This window comes from Paenibacillus sp. CMM36 (assembly GCF_053570945.1).
Genome location: NZ_JBSEDY010000006.1, coordinates 25011 through 42322 on the forward strand (window position 1 = coordinate 25011; position 17312 = coordinate 42322).

Annotated in this window: 15 protein-coding genes and 1 riboswitch; of the genes, 10 read left to right on the top strand and 5 right to left on the bottom strand. The window is 45.7% G+C overall.

Features of this window, described 5'->3' with window-relative positions; all coding sequences use genetic code 11:
- Window positions 1-28 precede the first annotated feature (28 nt).
- From ACWA2B_RS13935 to ACWA2B_RS13950, 4 genes are read left to right on the top strand one after another with little or no spacing between them, the layout of a single operon-like run.
- Window positions 29-754, top strand: a complete 726-nt coding sequence (locus ACWA2B_RS13935; protein WP_029517452.1) for a phosphonate ABC transporter ATP-binding protein — start codon at window positions 29-31, stop codon at window positions 752-754.
- Window positions 751-2085: a hypothetical protein gene (locus tag ACWA2B_RS13940; protein WP_029517453.1), complete on the top strand. Its 1335-nt coding sequence runs from the start codon at window positions 751-753 to the stop codon at window positions 2083-2085. Before ACWA2B_RS13935 ends, ACWA2B_RS13940 begins: the two co-directional genes overlap by 4 nt.
- A gap of 1 nt (window position 2086) precedes the next feature.
- Window positions 2087-2785 (top strand): response regulator transcription factor, encoded by a 699-nt coding sequence (locus ACWA2B_RS13945; RefSeq protein ID WP_007432526.1) that lies wholly within the window; start codon window positions 2087-2089, stop codon window positions 2783-2785.
- Entirely contained in the window at window positions 2782-4206 is a 1425-nt protein-coding gene (locus ACWA2B_RS13950) for a sensor histidine kinase (protein ID WP_029517454.1), read from the top strand. The genes ACWA2B_RS13945 and ACWA2B_RS13950 overlap by 4 nt, the downstream gene beginning before the upstream one ends.
- A gap of 86 nt (window positions 4207-4292) precedes the next feature.
- On the opposite strand, the gene ACWA2B_RS13955 is transcribed toward ACWA2B_RS13950, so the two are convergent.
- Window positions 4293-5519 carry a glucose-1-phosphate adenylyltransferase gene (locus ACWA2B_RS13955; protein WP_029517455.1) on the bottom strand — a complete coding sequence of 409 codons (1227 nt, stop codon included), beginning with the start codon at window positions 5517-5519 and terminating at the stop codon, window positions 4293-4295.
- 235 nt (window positions 5520-5754) lie between these two features.
- Here ACWA2B_RS13955 and glgB point away from each other — a divergent pair, with 235 nt between their 5' ends.
- On the top strand, window positions 5755-7677 hold the full coding sequence (glgB, locus tag ACWA2B_RS13960; protein WP_029517456.1) for a 1,4-alpha-glucan branching protein GlgB: 1923 nt from the start codon (window positions 5755-5757) through the stop codon (window positions 7675-7677).
- 21 nt (window positions 7678-7698) lie between these two features.
- Window positions 7699-9141, top strand: coding sequence for a glycogen synthase GlgA (glgA, locus tag ACWA2B_RS13965; RefSeq protein WP_029517457.1), 1443 nt, complete (start codon window positions 7699-7701; stop codon window positions 9139-9141).
- Window positions 9142-9228: 87 nt separating this feature from the next.
- Here glgA and ACWA2B_RS13970 read toward each other — a convergent pair whose 3' ends face one another.
- Genes ACWA2B_RS13970 through ACWA2B_RS13980 form a run of 3 tightly spaced genes read right to left on the bottom strand, consistent with a single transcriptional unit; the run spans window position 9229 to window position 11522 of the window.
- Complete coding sequence (locus ACWA2B_RS13970; RefSeq protein WP_449292302.1) at window positions 9229-9792, bottom strand: hypothetical protein; 564 nt, start codon at window positions 9790-9792, stop codon at window positions 9229-9231.
- 8 nt (window positions 9793-9800) lie between these two features.
- Window positions 9801-10301, bottom strand: a complete 501-nt coding sequence (locus ACWA2B_RS13975; protein ID WP_449292303.1) for a hypothetical protein — start codon at window positions 10299-10301, stop codon at window positions 9801-9803.
- 42 nt (window positions 10302-10343) lie between these two features.
- The gene (locus tag ACWA2B_RS13980; RefSeq protein WP_318627303.1) at window positions 10344-11522 is read right to left on the bottom strand and encodes a M20 family metallopeptidase; all 1179 of its coding nucleotides are present in this window, start codon (window positions 11520-11522) and stop codon (window positions 10344-10346) included.
- A 148-nt stretch (window positions 11523-11670) separates the two neighbouring features.
- On the opposite strand from ACWA2B_RS13980, the gene ACWA2B_RS13985 reads away from it, so the two are divergent.
- From ACWA2B_RS13985 to ACWA2B_RS13995, 3 genes are all read left to right on the top strand, one after another.
- The gene (locus ACWA2B_RS13985; RefSeq protein WP_029517460.1) at window positions 11671-13134 is read left to right on the top strand and encodes an ABC transporter substrate-binding protein/permease; all 1464 of its coding nucleotides are present in this window, start codon (window positions 11671-11673) and stop codon (window positions 13132-13134) included.
- Window positions 13121-13843 carry an amino acid ABC transporter ATP-binding protein gene (locus ACWA2B_RS13990; RefSeq protein WP_029517461.1) on the top strand — a complete coding sequence of 241 codons (723 nt, stop codon included), beginning with the start codon at window positions 13121-13123 and terminating at the stop codon, window positions 13841-13843. The genes ACWA2B_RS13985 and ACWA2B_RS13990 overlap by 14 nt, the downstream gene beginning before the upstream one ends.
- Window positions 13844-14073: 230 nt before the next feature.
- Window positions 14074-14242: riboswitch (cyclic di-AMP (ydaO/yuaA leader) on the top strand.
- 6 nt (window positions 14243-14248) lie between these two features.
- The gene (locus ACWA2B_RS13995; RefSeq protein WP_029517462.1) at window positions 14249-14917 is read left to right on the top strand and encodes a 3D domain-containing protein; all 669 of its coding nucleotides are present in this window, start codon (window positions 14249-14251) and stop codon (window positions 14915-14917) included.
- Between the two features lie 193 nt (window positions 14918-15110).
- Here the strand turns inward: ACWA2B_RS13995 and ACWA2B_RS14000 are convergent, their stop codons facing one another.
- Window positions 15111-15917 (bottom strand): polysaccharide deacetylase family protein, encoded by an 807-nt coding sequence (locus ACWA2B_RS14000; RefSeq protein ID WP_069011741.1) that lies wholly within the window; start codon window positions 15915-15917, stop codon window positions 15111-15113.
- A gap of 305 nt (window positions 15918-16222) precedes the next feature.
- Between ACWA2B_RS14000 and ACWA2B_RS14005 the strand changes: the two genes are divergently transcribed.
- Window positions 16223-17245, top strand: a complete 1023-nt coding sequence (locus ACWA2B_RS14005) for an NADH:flavin oxidoreductase/NADH oxidase (protein WP_029517464.1) — start codon at window positions 16223-16225, stop codon at window positions 17243-17245.
- The last annotated feature ends 67 nt before the right edge of the window (window positions 17246-17312 follow it).

Below are 17312 nucleotides of genomic sequence, written 5' to 3' on the forward strand. Positions count from 1 at the left end.
TGATGGTGCGCAAAGGGGAATCACTTAGATGATTAAAATTCGGAAGCTGACCAAACAAGTGGGACCTGAACGGACCCAGCTACTTCGAGGAATTGATGCTGAAATTCATCAAGGCGAATTCATAGCCATAGTGGGGCCAAGTGGAAGCGGCAAAACGACGCTGCTTCGCTGTCTTGCTTTACAAGAGCCATGGGATGAAGGCAGTTTAATTGTAGGTGGCAATGATGTGCTGAAATCCGGTTGGACTGGCAAGATGAAAATAAAGCGGGAATGGGCATACCTGGAGCAAAACCCGCATCTAAATATGAATCGAACCGCTCTTAAAAATGTGCTCATTGGCAGATCCGGTCAAACTCCAATGTGGAGAATGGTGACCGGTATGGTGCGTTCCGACGATTATATGGGAGCGATGGACGTACTGGAGGATCTGGGTCTGCTGGATAAGGCGCATGATAAATGCGACAAGCTCAGCGGTGGCGAGCGGCAGCGGGTAGCGACTGCGCGTGCTCTCGTGCACGGAGCTAAAGTTATTTTAGCTGATGAGCCTGTAAATGGACTTGATCCAGCTTCGGCAGCGCATGTATTGGAGACTTTTCGCAAGCTGTGTTCTGACGAGCGGGTGACGATCATGACTGTACTGCCGCTGGAAATGGCTGAACGCTTTGCTTCCCGTATATGGGGGTTGAATGATGGTGAATTGGTGTTTGATATTCAGGGAAGACGATTGACACAAGCGGAAAAGAACAAATTGTGAAGGGGACGGCAAGAGAAGTGAAAATAATGCTGTTGAGAATGGTGGCTGGCTGCTGTTCCTTGCTGCTCCTTGCTGGATTTTTAAGCGGCTGTAATGTTATTAGCGATCCCATTTCGCTGATGGAGACACCGACGATGTCTGACGAGAAGCAGGAACTGAATGGTGCAGTGAATACGCAACTAGGGGCGGTACAGCCTTTAAGGCCGAATGATCCAGATGACCCGACGCCAATTCGAACGGGTGATTTGAACAATGATGGCACAGACGAAGCAGTGCTCTTTTATGAAACGCCAGATGAGAGCGTAAAAATACATGGTGCCTTGTTTGAAGATCAGGGCGGAACGTGGGTAAAGAAGCTGACGTTTGATGGGGAAGGCACTGTGCTGGAGTCATTTAAGCTCGTGGATTTAACGAATGATGGAACACTCGATATTGTAGCGGGTTTTTCCAGCGGAGATAGTGGCGATGGCGGGGACCAGAAGGGACTCATCGTGTATTCCTATACCGGAGGAACTCTGGAGAAAATATATGCTACAGGTTATACGGACTTCGTCGTAGATGATTTTAAGCATAACAAGATGGACTTAAACGGGGATAAATTGAATGATTTGACGATTATCACGCTGCGACGTAATGAATTCTTTACAGTTAAAACATTCCAATTCAGTGGGGGGACCTTTAAGGAAATCGGATCGTTGGATTTGGACAGTCAGGTCTTAGATGTCTATAATGTCGTTGCTGGCAAGGTAGCCGAGGGTAGGCAGGGGATTATTATAGACACCAAAATTGCTCAGACCACTACCGTTTCCAATGTTATTGTGATGGATCACGGCAAGCTTAGGAAGCTTAATCTTATGGATGTCACCTTCAAGGATGCGACCATCGCCAGTGGTGATGTGGATGGTGACGGTATTCTGGAATTTGGTAATTTGGAGAAGCCTAAAGGTTGGAGTAACAAGCCGCTGGATGAGGTTCCATATTTTGTGTCGTTCTATCAGTGGGACGGGGCGAAAGGAACGATTTTTAAGCAGCAGCAGTATCGTGATTCTAATGAACAGGTCTACTTCAGATTACCGAAAGAGCTGCATGGCAAGGTGACGATTGATCCGAAAGTTTCGAAGAAGGACAGCTATTTGCGCTTTATTTTGGATGATACAGACAAAACGATAGCGGAAATTAAATTTTTCTCGTTGTCACAATGGGAGCGAAACAACGAAGGGTATAGCCAACTGTGGCGAACGAATGCGCAGGTCATTGGCATTAAGCGATCCAGTGAGCTGGAACCGCGTAAAACCATTAAAAACAAGCTGGGGGAAAGGCAGGTAGAGTAGAGTGAGTAAAGTTTTAATCATGGAAGACGAGGAATCCATTCGCAGCTTTATCGTCATTAATTTGAAACGTAACGGTTTTGAGGTGCTGGAGGCGTCGGAAGGGCATGAGGCTCTGAATATTTTGAACACGGTGCGGGATATTGATATTGCACTGCTTGACGTAATGGTACCCGGTATGGATGGTTTTGAAGTCTGTCGGAGAATCCGGGAGACGAATGAGCGCATCGGCATTATCTTTCTCACAGCGAAGGTACAGGAGCAGGATAAGGTATATGCCTTGTCTGTAGGGGCCGATGATCATGTGAGCAAGCCTTTTAGCCCGACGGAGCTGATTGCACGTATTCAATCGTTATTGCGTCGGGTGAATGTTCATCGTGAAACAGCAGCCAAAGTGTCCTTCCAGTCTGGACCGTTCACCCTGGATTTGATTGCTAAGCAATTTAAGAAGAACGGGCAGCTGATTGAGCTGACACCGACTGAGTTTTCTCTGATTCAATTTTTTCTGGAAAAAGAGAACACGCCGCTCAGCCGAGATGTTCTACTTGATCACGTATGGGGCAAAGAGTATATGGGCGATCCGAAAATTGTAGATGTGAATATCCGACGTCTTCGGCAGAAAATTGAAAACAATCCATCCGAGCCGGCTTTTTTACAAACAGTTTGGGGACATGGATATAAATGGAAAGGTCAGTCTCAATGATCAAAAAGGGAATTCGCCGACAGATTGTGCTTCACTATTTTTTCGTAGTGTTCTTAGCGCTTCTGTTAGTAGAAGTCATTTTTATGTTTGCACTCCGGTCGTACTATTACGATTCCATTTACAAACATATCGAAAGCCGTATCGAATCGGTAAGTGAATTTGCACCCAAATTTAAAGAGCCGGAACAGTCTTTGCAATCGTATTTGTTAAATACATTTTCTCTGCCCTTTACTGAACTGCAGTTGCTCGATGAACAGGGAAATGTAATTGATAACTCAACGAATTTTGCAGCAGATCTAAGTGTGCAAACAAGTGATGTGACACAAGCATTAGCTGGGGATACGGGCAAATGGATCGGAAAGCAACCGAGCACGGGGCAGCAGGTGATGGCGGTATCTCAAAAACTGGACAATATCGTCGGAGACCAGGTGTACGTTATTCGGTATACAACCTCGCTGGAATTGGTAAATGATAAGCTGTTTACGATTACGCTGTTTTCTCTTGGCATCATGGCAGCTGTACTGGTTATTGTATTTGTGGTCAGTACAGGGCTCGCGAATTCCATTGTTAGACCGATTAATAATATCCGCGATGTATCTGCTCAGATGGCTCAGGGGAGGTTTGATACACGCATTGAAGGCGATTATCGGTATGAGTTGGGTGAACTGGCTTCGACTCTGAACTATATGGCACAGGAAATTGTCAGAACAAATCAAATCAAGGATGATTTTATTTCATCTATATCTCATGAATTGCGTACTCCGCTTACATCTATTAAGGGTTGGAGTGAAACGTTAAATTCTGGCGGCTATGACCCCGAAGAGACGAAAATCGGGATGAAGATTATCTCTAAAGAGACGGATCGGCTGATTGGCTTGGTGGAGGAAATTCTCGATTTTTCCAAGCTGGAGCAAAATGCCATGAAGCTTGTAATGGGAACGGTAGATCTTCGGGAGCTTTTGCAGGAAATTATGCTGAACGTATGGGCCAAAGCAGAAATGAAGCAAATAAAACTTCAGCTTGATTCGGAAGAAGCGGCATATTTCGTCCATGGAGACGGTAACCGTCTAAAACAGGTATTTTTGAACATTGTGGATAATGCTATCAAGTTTTCGCATGAAAGCTCAATTATTTTTCTGTCGCTTCAACGGGTTGATGGCAATATCGAGATATCCGTACAAGATACAGGAATTGGAATTAGTGCTGAAAATCTTGCCAGAGTAAGAGACCGCTTTTTCCAGGTAGACCACCAAAACGGTGGTACTGGACTGGGATTGGCAATCTCACAACAGTTTGTCGAGCGCCATCATGGTCAGATGCTCATCAGAAGTGAACTGGGGGCTGGCACCACTATTACGGTTTCATTACCTGCTCTGCAAGCAGAGCAATCCGTGGAACCACCACAACTCACTGAAGAATAGATTTAAAGCCTACTTATAGGTGCAATTAGAAAAACAGCCAGTCCTCTTAAATCGGGAGGGCTGGCTGTTTTTGATTTGGGGTAACGTTATGAAGTAAAACCTTCGGCACGCAAGCGTGTATTGCGCTCGTAAGCTTCTTTCAGCATACGTGTAGTTTGCGGCCGTACCGCCATTTTACCAAATACCACTTCATTGGGTCCGATGACCATAATTTCGCCCGGACTGCCTTTAATGACAGCACCATCGCGAATCACAGCACCTTCACCGATAATCGCATGTTCAATATGGACGTTACGTCCAATGCGTGTGTCCGGCATAACGATACTTTCTTTGATGGCTGATCCTTTACCTACCTCGACACCACTAAATACAACGGAGCGTTCAATTCGGCCCTCTACTTGACAGGAATCATGCAACAAGCTGCCCAATGGCTGCGTTTGACGGTTAGGTACCTTTTGTGCGCTCAACCTTGTGCGGCGTTCACGTGTATACATCGGCCAATCCTTACGTTGAAGGTCGATCGCACAATTCTCGTGTAACAAATCCATGTGTGAATCCCACAGGCTTTTAACGGTACCTACGTCCTTCCAATAGCCCTGGAATTCATAAACGTACAAGGATTCTTGATCCGCTAACATTTTAGGTATGATATCTTTACCAAAATCATGACTGGATTGAGCATCCTGTGCGTCTTCTAACAGGTAGTTTCTCAAGTAATCCCATTTGAAAAGATAAATACCCATAGAGGCCAAATTACTTTCCGGTTTCTCAGGTTTCTCTGCAAATTCTGTGACACGTAGATCTTCATCCGCACTCATAACACCAAAACGGTGTGCTTCATCCCAAGGTACCTCCATGACAGAAATGGTAGCCGCAGCTCCTTTTTCCTTATGGTGGTTCAGCATTTCGCGATAATTCATATAGTAGATATGATCACCGGATAAAATAAGCACATGCTCCGGATTTTGGCTGTCAATATATTCAATATTCTTATGAATAGCATCTGCCGTTCCTAAGTATTCAGCGTTACCTGTGTTGTAAGATGGAAGCAGGGTAATTCCTTTGTCATCTGTTTTTGTAAGACCCCATGGTGTTCCATCCCCGATATGTTCGTGCAAGGATTCTGCCTCATATTGCGTCAGTACACCTACAGTATCAATGTCTGAATTTACGCAGTTACTGAGAGGAAAATCGATGATTCGGTAATGACCGCCAAAAGGTACGGCGGGTTTTGCAATCGTTGAAGTAAGGGGAGCAAGACGGCGTCCCTCTCCGCCTGCCAGCAGCATGGCAATGCATTCTTTATTAAACATTTCGTTTCCCTCCCGGTTTAGTTGTCAGTGTAGTACATACATAAACGGTATGGGGTACTCTTGAAACCATTAGGTATATAAGATTCCCCAAAAACTAAGGTTTATTTTTTTCCTAGTCATTTTTCTGTTCATTGTGGCTAGAATGGGGTAATAACTCAAGTCAGCTTTGAGCCAAAAGCGAATGCATTACCGATTCATACATTTTTACTTACAAACATATAAGGGTGGTGACGTGATGACAGACCAAACTCTTCCGCAACAGGCTATTTCATCGGAAGATATTTATTTGTTTCATGAAGGAACGCTTTATCACAGCTACCGATCTTTGGGTTCCCACCTTACTGTGGAGAACGGAGAACAGGGCGTCCGTTTTACGGTCTGGGCTCCTCATGCTCTCCATGTCGGGCTTGCTACAGATCGCAACAACTGGAATGGGGAACAGGATTCCTTATATAGGGTTCCCAAATCCGGTTTTTGGAGTCGTTTTTTTCCGGGGATATCCCAAGGAACTTTTTACAAATACGACATTACGGGTGCAAACGGTGAACGATTTCTGAAAGCAGACCCTTACGCGGTACGTGCTGAAGTGAGACCGGCAACGGCTTCTGTGGTAGCTTCTATAGATGGTTATACTTGGAACGATGCGATTTGGCGCCGAAAACGTAGAGCACCGTATGGAAAGCCTCTACACATATATGAGCTTCATCTGGGCACTTGGAAGCAAAAAGAAGATGGTACGTTTTATACATACAGGGAAATAGCTGAGCTTCTTGTGCCTTATGTGACTGATATGGGGTATACACATATTGAACTGATGCCGCTGAGTGAACATCCGTATGATCTTTCCTGGGGCTACCAACTTACTGGATATTTTGCACTCACAAGCCGTTATGGAGAACCGCATGATTTTATGTATTTGGTGGATCGTTGCCATCAGGCGGGAATTGGAGTGCTGATGGATTGGGTCCCAGCCCATTTTGCAAAAGATGCTCATGGATTAAGGCTGTTTGACGGATCGCCCCTGTTCGAATATGCGGATCCGCTGATTGCGGAAAAGCCCGGCTGGGGAACGCTGACGTTTGATTACAGCAAACCGGAGGTGCGTTCTTTCCTGATATCTAATGCGTTATTTTGGATGGATATGTACCATATTGACGGCCTGCGCGTAGATGCTGTGACGAGTATGCTACGGCTGGATTTTGAAAAGCAGGACGGTCAATATCGTTTTAACTCTAAGGGAGGTATTGAAAATGAGGAGGCTATTGCCTTCCTTCAACAACTGAATGAAACAGTATTCCGCTATTATCCGTATGCTCTGATGATGGCAGAGGAGTCCAGTGCCTGGCCTATGGTAACTTCCCCGGTAAGCGATGGAGGACTCGGTTTTAATTACAAATGGAATATGGGCTGGATGAACGATACGCTTGATTATATCGAAACGAATTTCGATCAGAGACCGGAGCGCCATAATTTGCTGACATTCCCCATAGCTTATGCGTACAGCGAAAATTTTACACTGCCATTGTCGCACGATGAGGTTGTTCATGGTAAGAAGTCGCTGCTTGATAAAATGCCAGGTAACTATGAGCAAAAATTTGCCGGGCTTCGAGCGCTTCTCGGTTACCAACTCACCTCGCCGGGCAAAAAGCTATTATTTATGGGAGGGGAATTCGGCCAATTCATCGAATGGAAGGATGAGGAGCAGCTTGACTGGTTTCTGCTGGATTATGACAGTCACCGTTCGCTGCACGCTTTTACGAAAGCGCTGAATCATTTGTATATTCAGGAAAAGGCACTATGGGAACTGGATCATTCGTGGGATGGATATCAGTGGATTGAGGCGGAGGACCGTGGGCAGAGCGTAATTACGTATTTACGTAAAAGTAAAAAGCCAGGAGATACATTGGTCGTGCTTATTAACTTTCAGCCCGTACCGAGAGAGAACTACCGAATTGGGCTGGAAAAGGCCGGGAGTTATATCGAACTGCTGAACAGTGATCATAAGGACTTTGGGGGAAGTGGCCAGCTAAATACCGGAATGATACGGACCGCCCGTATTCCTTGCCACGGTCAGCTTCACAGCTTGGAGGTGACTATACCACCCCTGAGCATCGTTATACTCAAGAAAGCGCCTCGGAGGCCTAAAAAAGCAGATTAACCACATAAGGAGGAAGCATATATGAACATTTTGTTTGCGGCAGCAGAAGCACATCCATTTATTAAAACAGGCGGGTTGGCTGATGTCATTGGCGCACTGCCGAAGGCACTTCGTCAGGCGGGGTGCGACGTCCGAATCATTTTGCCTAAATATGCGGGGATTCCCGATACTTATAAAAAGTCTCTACGTCCGGTAGCGGTAAAGCAAGTAGCCGTAGGCTGGCGTAATCAATATTGTGGAATAGAGGAACTGACATTAGACGGAATCAAGGTTTATTTTATAGACAATGAGTATTACTTCGGTCGTGACGGTATTTACGGTTATATGGATGATGGCGAACGCTTTTCCTTTTTTAACCGAGCGATTTTAGAAATGCTGCCTGAACTGAACTTTCGGCCGGATATTTTGCATTGTCATGATTGGCATACAGCAATGGTTCCGCTGCTTCTGAATGCCGATTATCGACATTTGCCCTTCTACAGCGATATTCGCACGGTGTTTACCATACATAATCTGCTGTATCAGGGGGATTTTCCGTATGAGGTCTTAACTGAGCTGCTCAACCTGGATGGGAGCTATTTCACCTCCGAGGGTGTGGAGTATCATGGCAGACTGAATTTTATGAAAGGTGGGCTTACGTACTCGGATCATGTCACGACCGTGAGTCCGACCTATGCAGAGGAGATTCAAACGGAATTTTACGGATATGGGCTTGAGGGTCTGCTTCGTAAATTGGGAGATCAGGGTCGCTTAACAGGGATTGTGAACGGAATTGACACCAAAAGCTATAATCCTGCTACGGACAATCGTATTTATACGAAGTACCGAACGAGTCTGACAAAGAAAAAGGAAAACAAAATTGGTCTGCAAAAGGAGCTGGGTCTGCCGGTACGGCCGGACGTACCTATGATTGCCATGGTAACCCGACTTGTAGATATGAAGGGGCTAGATCTGGTAACGAGAGTGCTTGATGAAATCTTGTATTATGATGATATCCAGTTTGTCGTTTTGGGAACAGGGGATCCGGCTTTTGAGCATTGGTTCCGTGAGGCAGCGGGACGCTATCCACTGAAAATGTCGGCGCAGCTTGCTTTTAGCGAACCTCTGTCACGAAAAATATATGCGGCAAGCGATATGTATCTTATGCCATCAAGGTTTGAGCCTTGCGGGATCAGCCAACTGCTAGCGCTTCGTTATGGAAGTATCCCTATTGTGCGAGAAACTGGGGGCCTTAACGATACCGTGCAGGCTTACAATGAGTCTACAGGGGAAGGAAATGGATTTAGCTTCACGAACTACAATGCACATGATATGCTGAACACCATTCGTCGTGCTGTTCATTTTTATCGCCAATCTGAGCATTGGTCGAAGCTTACACAGACGGCTTTCGCAGGAGAATATAGTTGGGATGTTTCAGCCGAAGCGTATATGGATATTTACCATTTGCTCACAAAGACGGACTGAACGGAGTAGGAACACCATATTCATATTAATGAAAAAGGGAATCCCTTTAGCCAGTGTTTGGCTGAGGAATTCCCTTTTTTGCTATGATCAGTCGCCCCCGCCACCACAGCTGCTTCCACATGAAGAGCCGCTGCTACACGAAGAATGGCTACCAGAATCGCCTGAATCATGGTGAGAAGAGCCTCCATGATGAGAACTGTCATGGGAGGAATGATGATGCGAGTGATGCGTATCCCAGTTCGAGCAGCCGCTTGCCGAGCTACAACCAGATGAGCTAGCTAACCCGGCATTGCCTGTAGCATCCGGGTGCATGTGTATGGCAAATTGTTCAGGTTGATACCATGAATACCATACAACAGCTAATAACAGATAGTCGACCTGTAAATAGTTGACCTTAGGCAATTGCTTACCCTCAGGATCATCCACCGCTTTATTCACCCGCTCGCGCAGATGTTGTACAATCTTATGAACCGTTTGTTGGGCTTGCTGTGAAATGGCTATATTCTCCTGAGTATTCCAACGGTTACCTGCTGGCTGCGCCGAAGTTGTGAGTTTGTAATAGTGTGAAAGCTCGTCGTTCGGTAATGGATGATTAAAAAAAAGTCCCCCACAAACTGGCGCTATAGCGGTTCCAGCCAAAGCATTCCACATACAACCAATCAAACCACGCACGCTCCTCCGGCATCGGCTGAGAGCCGCCAGAATGGGGCGCATGGTGAAGCATACGACCAAAAAAAAGCTTCCGAGAATTGCTGATATTCGCGGGTAAACATCAACATTTCGTGCCATAATTCATCCACATCACTACTGAACATAGGCACACGATTCATAATCGCGCATAGCATAAAATATCGTTTTAGCTCATGCCAACGCCAATCATATTCTTGCTCCGTAATCTCTGGGTGGGCTTCCATTACACGATTCCTTACGCTATGAGCATAGGAGACGGGAATGGATTGCTCCAATAGCTGCATCAGCTCCGTAATCTCTGGATGACGCTCCTGCGTAAGGGAAGAAGGAGAAGGGGAGCTGAGGAAAAAAGCATTCCGGCGCCGTGTTTTTCTGTTTCCCCGGTTCCTGCGTATTGCACGGAATATAAACCAAAAAATGATGAGGTCTATCACAATAAACAACGTCCAAAAGCTACTCATACTATCCATGATGGCTGGCTACTCCTTTCTGAAATAACACGGAATTAAGATTTAGCGTTCGTTATTCAGCAGAGCGAATTCTTTTTTTATCTGGGCTAGCAGTTCAGGATTCGTGATTACATCGCAAGCAGTCCATGCCAAAGTTCTCGCAGCCAGCAGCATTCCTTCCATGGCTCGGTCCTGCATCGCCAAATCGCGGAATTCTGGTGTATGCAAGGCATGCTTCTCGTCAATAACTTGAATGTAAGGATGGATAGCAGGGCAATGAAGCGATACATTTCCGATATCCATAGAGCCATGATCTTCGCCTTCCGTTATATCTTCTTGCGAAATGCCAGCCTGTACCAAATTTGCGGTAAACGCATCGGAAAGTACACGGTTCGTGACCATTTCATCATAAGAAGTCTCATAATTGGAGGTCTCCAAACGACACCCGGCCTGTAAAGCAGCTCCTTCAGCAATTTGAATAACACGGCGAGTCAGCGGGTTCAGTTCTTGACGTGTAGCGGCCCTTACATAAAATTGGGCTGAGGCGTAATCAGGAATAATATTGGCTGCTTGCCCACCCTGATTAATGATCCCATGGATACGCACTGTACTTTTTACTTGTTGACGGAACGCATTGATGCCATTGAACGTTTGAATCACAGCGTCCAGCGCGTTAATGCCTTCGTGCGGGCTGGCAGCCGCGTGAGCGGATTGACCAAAAAATTCGAATTGTACAGCATCAATCGCCAGCGATTTGCCTGATTTTTCGTAACGATCATAAGGATGCGTCATAAGTGCTATGTCGCAATCATCAAACAAACCGGCAGCGGCCATAGGGACCTTAGCACCACGAGTTTCTTCGGCAGGTGTGCCGTATACCCGTACTTCTCCACCAGTTTCGTCGATGATCGACTTGAGGCCAACGGCAGCACCGGTACTCATCATGCATATCAGATGGTGCCCACAGGCGTGTCCTAAACCTTTCAGAGCGTCATATTCTGCCAGAAAAGCGACAACCGGCCCGGATTTTTCAGCTTTGTAAGTTGCAATAAAGGCTGTTTCTATGCCCAATACGGGTGCCTGGACCTCAAAACCGTGAAAAATGAGTTCTTCTTTTAAACGGGCAGCGGCCAGAAATTCCTCGTTTCCAAGTTCAGGATTTGCCCCAATATATAACGAAATGTCCTTAAAGCGTGGGGCATGCTGCTCAATTGTCTTTTGAATGGTCTGTTTAAAATTCATGCTGAAAACTCCTTTATATAAGCTGTAATGTAGGTACTGTGCTAGGTATGCTGAAATTGTACTATAACATTCATTGCATAATCATGCATATTCATTTATAATGACACAATCTTATTTATTATAAAGAATTTAAGGAGAGAAAAAAAGATTGAAAAAGGCATATCGTTTTACCGCCCTGGTTTTGACGGCGGTTATCTTGCTGTTGACGGGTCTTCCCATGCTCAATGCATACGGAACGGAAGCAAAGCCACAGAAAAAACTTGTAGTGGGCATGAGTGCCGACTTTCCGCCGTATGAGTTTCATAAAGTTATTAACGGTAAGGATACTATTGTTGGCTTCGATGTGGAAATCGCGAAGGAAATCGCCAAAGATTTGGGTGCGGAGATGGTCCCTGAGGACATGAGTTTTGACTCTTTGCTACCTGCTCTGCAAAGTGGTCGCGTAGACTTGGTACTGTCCGGTATGACACCGACGGATGAGCGTAGAAAAAGCATTGATTTTTCAGATGTATATTATCGCTCCAAGCAAGTCATTATGGTACGCCCAGAGGATAAAGACAAATATCCTACGATGGCTGCTTTGAAAGGCGAGAAGATTGGCGCGCAAAAGGGGAGTATTCAGGAAGAAATTGCTCAAAAAGTACCCAATGCCTCTGTAACCTCACTGGACAAAATATCCGATCTGGTACTCCAGCTGCGGACCCAGCGTATCAACGCTGTTGTGATCGAAGATACGGTTGCTAAAGGGTACACGTTAGATGGGACCGTAACACTTGCCAAAGCGATACCTGAGGATGCCGGAGCAGAAACTGCTGTAGGTATACGCAAGGGGAACGCAGAATTGCTTGCCTCTGTAAATAAAACGTTGGCTCGCCTGAAAGCGGACGGGTCGATTGAAAAGTTTTCTACAGAAGCGAGTGCACTCTCGGCAGATCGACAGGTTTCTTCTAATAACATCGTAGATATTTTTTGGAAATACCGCAGTCTTTACGCTACGGGTATTGGTTACACTCTGTTGCTGTCTGCACTCGGAGTACTGTTTGGATTTATCATTGGTCTGATCGTATCCTTGTTGCGGATGAGTGGTATACGCATCATTGAGTGGTTAGGTACCACATATGTGGAGATCCTGCGTGGCACACCTATGCTGGTGCAGCTCATGATCATTCACTACGGGATTGCTTTGACGCTGGGTGTCAATTTTACTCCACTCCAGTCCGGTATAATCACATTGTCTCTGAATAGCTCGGCATATCTGGCTGAAATTTTCCGTGCAGGTATCCAGGCAGTAGACCGTGGACAGATGGAGGCCGCACGCTCATTGGGTATGGGACGAGGCAAAGCTATGCGTCACGTCATTTTGCCACAAGCGTTTAAATCTATTTTGCCTGCTATAGGTAATGAGTTTATTACAATTATTAAAGAATCCTCCATTATTTCGACTATTGGTATGGTGGATATTATGTATCAAGCCCAGGTCATTAAGAATATTACCTACGAAGGATTAAGTCCGTTCATAATCACAGCCGCTATTTATTTTGTAATGACATTCAGCTTGTCTAAGCTGCTTGGTTTATGGGAAAGGAAGTTGAGAGCCAGTGATCACCGTTAAACAATTGCGTAAATCGTTCGGCAAGAATGAGATTTTAAAAGGCATTGATATAGATATCGCCAAAGGAGAAGTTGTCGTTATCATCGGTCCCAGCGGTTCGGGGAAGAGTACGTTTTTGCGTTGTATGAATCTGTTAGAACAGCCGACGGATGGGGAGATTTTATTTGAGGGCGAGCCGATTACAGCTCGTGGTCATAATATTAATGTAACCCGGGAAAAAATGGGGATGGTGTTCCAGCATTTTAATCTGTTCCCACACAAAACAGTGTTGCAGAACCTGACGCTTGCACCGACGCAGGTTAGAAAACAGTCAGGTAAGGAAGCGGAAAAAATTGCATTAGAACTCCTGCGTACCGTGGGGCTCGAGGATAAGAAGAATACCTATCCGAACCAGCTATCCGGTGGTCAGAAGCAACGTATTGCGATTGCGCGTGCTTTGGCCATGCAGCCGCACGTAATGCTGTTCGATGAGCCGACTTCTGCATTGGACCCTGAAATGGTTGGAGAGGTTCTGGATGTAATGAAGAAGCTCGCCGAAGGCGGTATGACAATGGTAATTGTAACGCATGAAATGGGCTTTGCCCGCGAGGTAGGCGATCGAATTATCTTTATGGATAACGGTCAAATTGTGGAGCAGGGTGCACCAGACCAGGTATTTGGCACTCCAAGCCATGATCGCACTCGTGATTTTCTTGCCAAAGTATTGTAAGAAAGTACTGATCTAATCATAAAAGAGCTCTCCGTTGACGGAGGGCTTTTCTTTTTTTGTCACCATTTCCCCATACTTTCGTAACAAATATAGATTTCTTAATGACAAAATTGTAACGAGTGTAGTATGATGTTCAGGGTTCCCAACATTTTCATGCGGATAAGGTTACAAAATTGTGATATTATGCAGTAAGCCAAAACTTACCGGGACAGCATGCGGTTAGACAAGCGCTGAAATGCTGGCCCAAACTATGGGAAGTGCGGGGGACGTAACAACGGCAGCCATTCCGATACGTCATAAGACGATGAGGAATATGCCTAGGGGTGAATTGCACGAGCATAGGGCTTCTCCTGAGTCCGAATCCGACAGCTAACTTCGCAGGCATAAAAGAGGAGGTACATATCTTTGAAACATTTAAAACATATTGGTAAAACGATGAAAATTGCGGTGCTTGCCGCAGCTATTGCAGGGTTGGCACAGACAGCTGGAATAGCGGATGCTGCCTCGCTTCACACTGCCAAAGAGGGCGATACCTTCTTTTTGCTTGCTCAGCGTTATGGAGTATCGGTAGACGAGCTAACAAAGGCTAACCCAAACATTGCCTCCAGCAATATATATGCAGGTCTGCAAATTAAGGTGCCTGGCGAAAAAAGTGTAAAGGCAGCTTCGGAATCGAAGCCGCAGCTTCTTACGGAGAAAGCAGCAGCGAATGAGGCGCCAACGATTGAAGCTTGGGGTAAAACATTCAACTATAGCAAAATAGTTGACGTTAAGGCTTCAGCGTATTCTGCCGCAGCCGATGAGAATGGTAAATGGGGCGCAGTGGACTACTACGGCAATCCGCTTAAACTAGGTACAATTGCGGTAGATCCTAACGTCATTCCGATGGGCACGAAAGTACTGGTTACAGGCTACTCCCATCCAGGTTTGCCGGATCATTCTTTTGTAGCTGTCGCTCGCGATCAGGGCAGCGCCATTACAGGAAAGCGGATTGATATCTTTATTCCAGGCAACAAATCATTTGTGAACGACTTTGGATTTCAAAATGTGAAGCTGTACGTTATTGATAAATAGCATTGTACGTATATACAGTTTAATTAAACATAATATATATTATGTAAACATAACGCCTATATCCGTATATATCTAGCTCGGACTCTTATCAGGTCCTATCCGTAAAAAGGCTGTCTTGACGAGCAGAATACTTCTGCTGGTAAGACAGCCTTTTTACGTTGCTTTAGCTTGTACCTCAATCATAAACATACTGTTATTTTCGTTCCGATGTGTGGAGTAGCCGGGGGACTGTCACAAATTTGTAGCCCTTAGCTTTTAGAGAGTGAATTAGACCCGGCAAAGCTTGGATAGTGCCTTGCAAGTTGGAACTTTGACCTCCACCAGCGTGCATTAAAATAATAGAGCCAGGCCCTGTAGCTGGAATCACATTTCGCTGAATTTGTGTTTTACTTAGTCCCTTCCAGTCGAGAGAGTCTACATTCCAGTTGACAATCATGTAGCCATGACGACGTGCCCACTTTATTTGAGGCTCTGTAATTTCACCGTAGGGTGGACGAATCAACTTGGGGCGAAAACCTGCGCTGGCTTGTAAAATACGTTCTGTTTTTGTAATCTGGTTGCGAAAGCGTTCTGGTGTAGCCTTCCTAAAATCCGGATGAGTATAGGAATGATTTCCTATAGCATGGCCTTCACGGATAATACGACGTATAATCCCCGGATGCTTTTCCGCACGGTGACCGACGATGAAAAAGGTGGCTTTGATGCCGTTGGCGTGTAATACGTCCAAAACCTGCGGCGTATACCTAGAATCGGGCACATCATCAAAGGTTAAGGCAATTTGGCGGGTGTGTGGGCCGCACATTTTAAAAATGTCCGCATGTTTTTTACGCAACATTGCTAATGTAGGAGTAGCTCGATCTGTACTCAGATGTACAGAAGAAGCAACAGCTGCTTCCTTGGGATGGGGCGTTCCGATCTTGGGAGGCGCATCCGCGTGAACGGGTAAACTTGAAAATGCTAGTAACAGTGCCAAGCATGGCAACACTCCCCTGTACGGCATATGTATCCCCCCTTTTCGTGCAGTGGTACCTAGTGGTGCTCTCGACTATTATGTACCTGTCCTATTAAAAATATGCTGGTTACCAAGTTAGGCTCATAAACGTCTGGAAAGAAGTTCGCGATGAAATGATTATCAATGAAGATGATGGAGCTAAACGTACATATTCTCTTAAACATGACCGAAAACAAGAGCATTTTCGCAAGTTTTAGCCTTACAACGGATTCGGTATCCCGTGACAGCTGGTGTATAATGGGGTTGCAATTCATAATTATACAGACATGGAATTGAAGGAAGGAAGGATAAAAGTGACCGACTTGTTTACTCCTTATCAATTAAAGGGGCTTTCTTTAAAAAATCGGATTGTTATGCCCCCGATGTGCCAATTTAGTGTGGAGGCCGAGGATGGAAATCCGACGGATTGGCATCATGTCCATTATGTGAGCCGAGCAGTAGGAGGTGCTGGTCTTATTATTGTGGAAATGACAGCGGTTCATCCTGATGGACGTATTACGGATCGTGATTTAGGTATTTGGAGTGACGAACATATTCCTGCATATCGTAAGATTGTAGAGGAAGTTCACAAGTATGGTGCCAAAATTGGCATTCAACTAGGCCACGCTGGACGCAAGGCCGAAGATGCTGAGCAACCTGTGGGTCCTTCTTCGATTCCTTTTAGCGAACGCCTTAAAAAGCCGCACGCCTTAAAGACAGCAGAAGTCAGGGAACTGGTTCAGGCATACAAAGAAGGCGCGCGCCGCGCGGTGGAAGCCGGTTTTGATACGGTTGAGATACATGGCGCTCACGGCTATCTGATCCATCAATTTCATTCGCCTTTAACAAATACGAGAGAAGATGAATATGGCCAGGATCTGTCACTGTTCGGTGTTGAGGTCATACATGCTGTTAAAGAGGTTCTTCCTGCTGATATGCCTGTGCTTATGCGGATATCTGCCAAAGAATACGTCGAAGATGGATATAATGTGGAATACATAACAGGTGTAGGGGAACGATATCGTGATGCAGGTGTGGACATTTTCCATATCTCTTCTGGTGGCGAGGGTCCAATTGGTTCTGGCGGAGGGCCGTCTGCGCGTGCTGGCTATCAGGTGGATTTAGCTCATACCGTCCGTGAAAAGCTGAATGTACCTGTAATTGCTGTTGGATTACTGGATGATTATGAAGACGCCCGTCGGGTTGTTCAGCAAAAAGAAGCTGATCTGGTAGCAATAGGCCGCGCCATGCTGCGTGATCCCTATTGGGCGTTGCATGCATCGCGGGAGCTAAAAGTACAGGCCGACATCCCAGAGCCTTACTTGCGCGGCTTTTAGATAATTTTTGAAACCCTCTTTGCAAAGCTTGCGTAAACATGTGTACAGAGCTTAAAATTTAAGCATT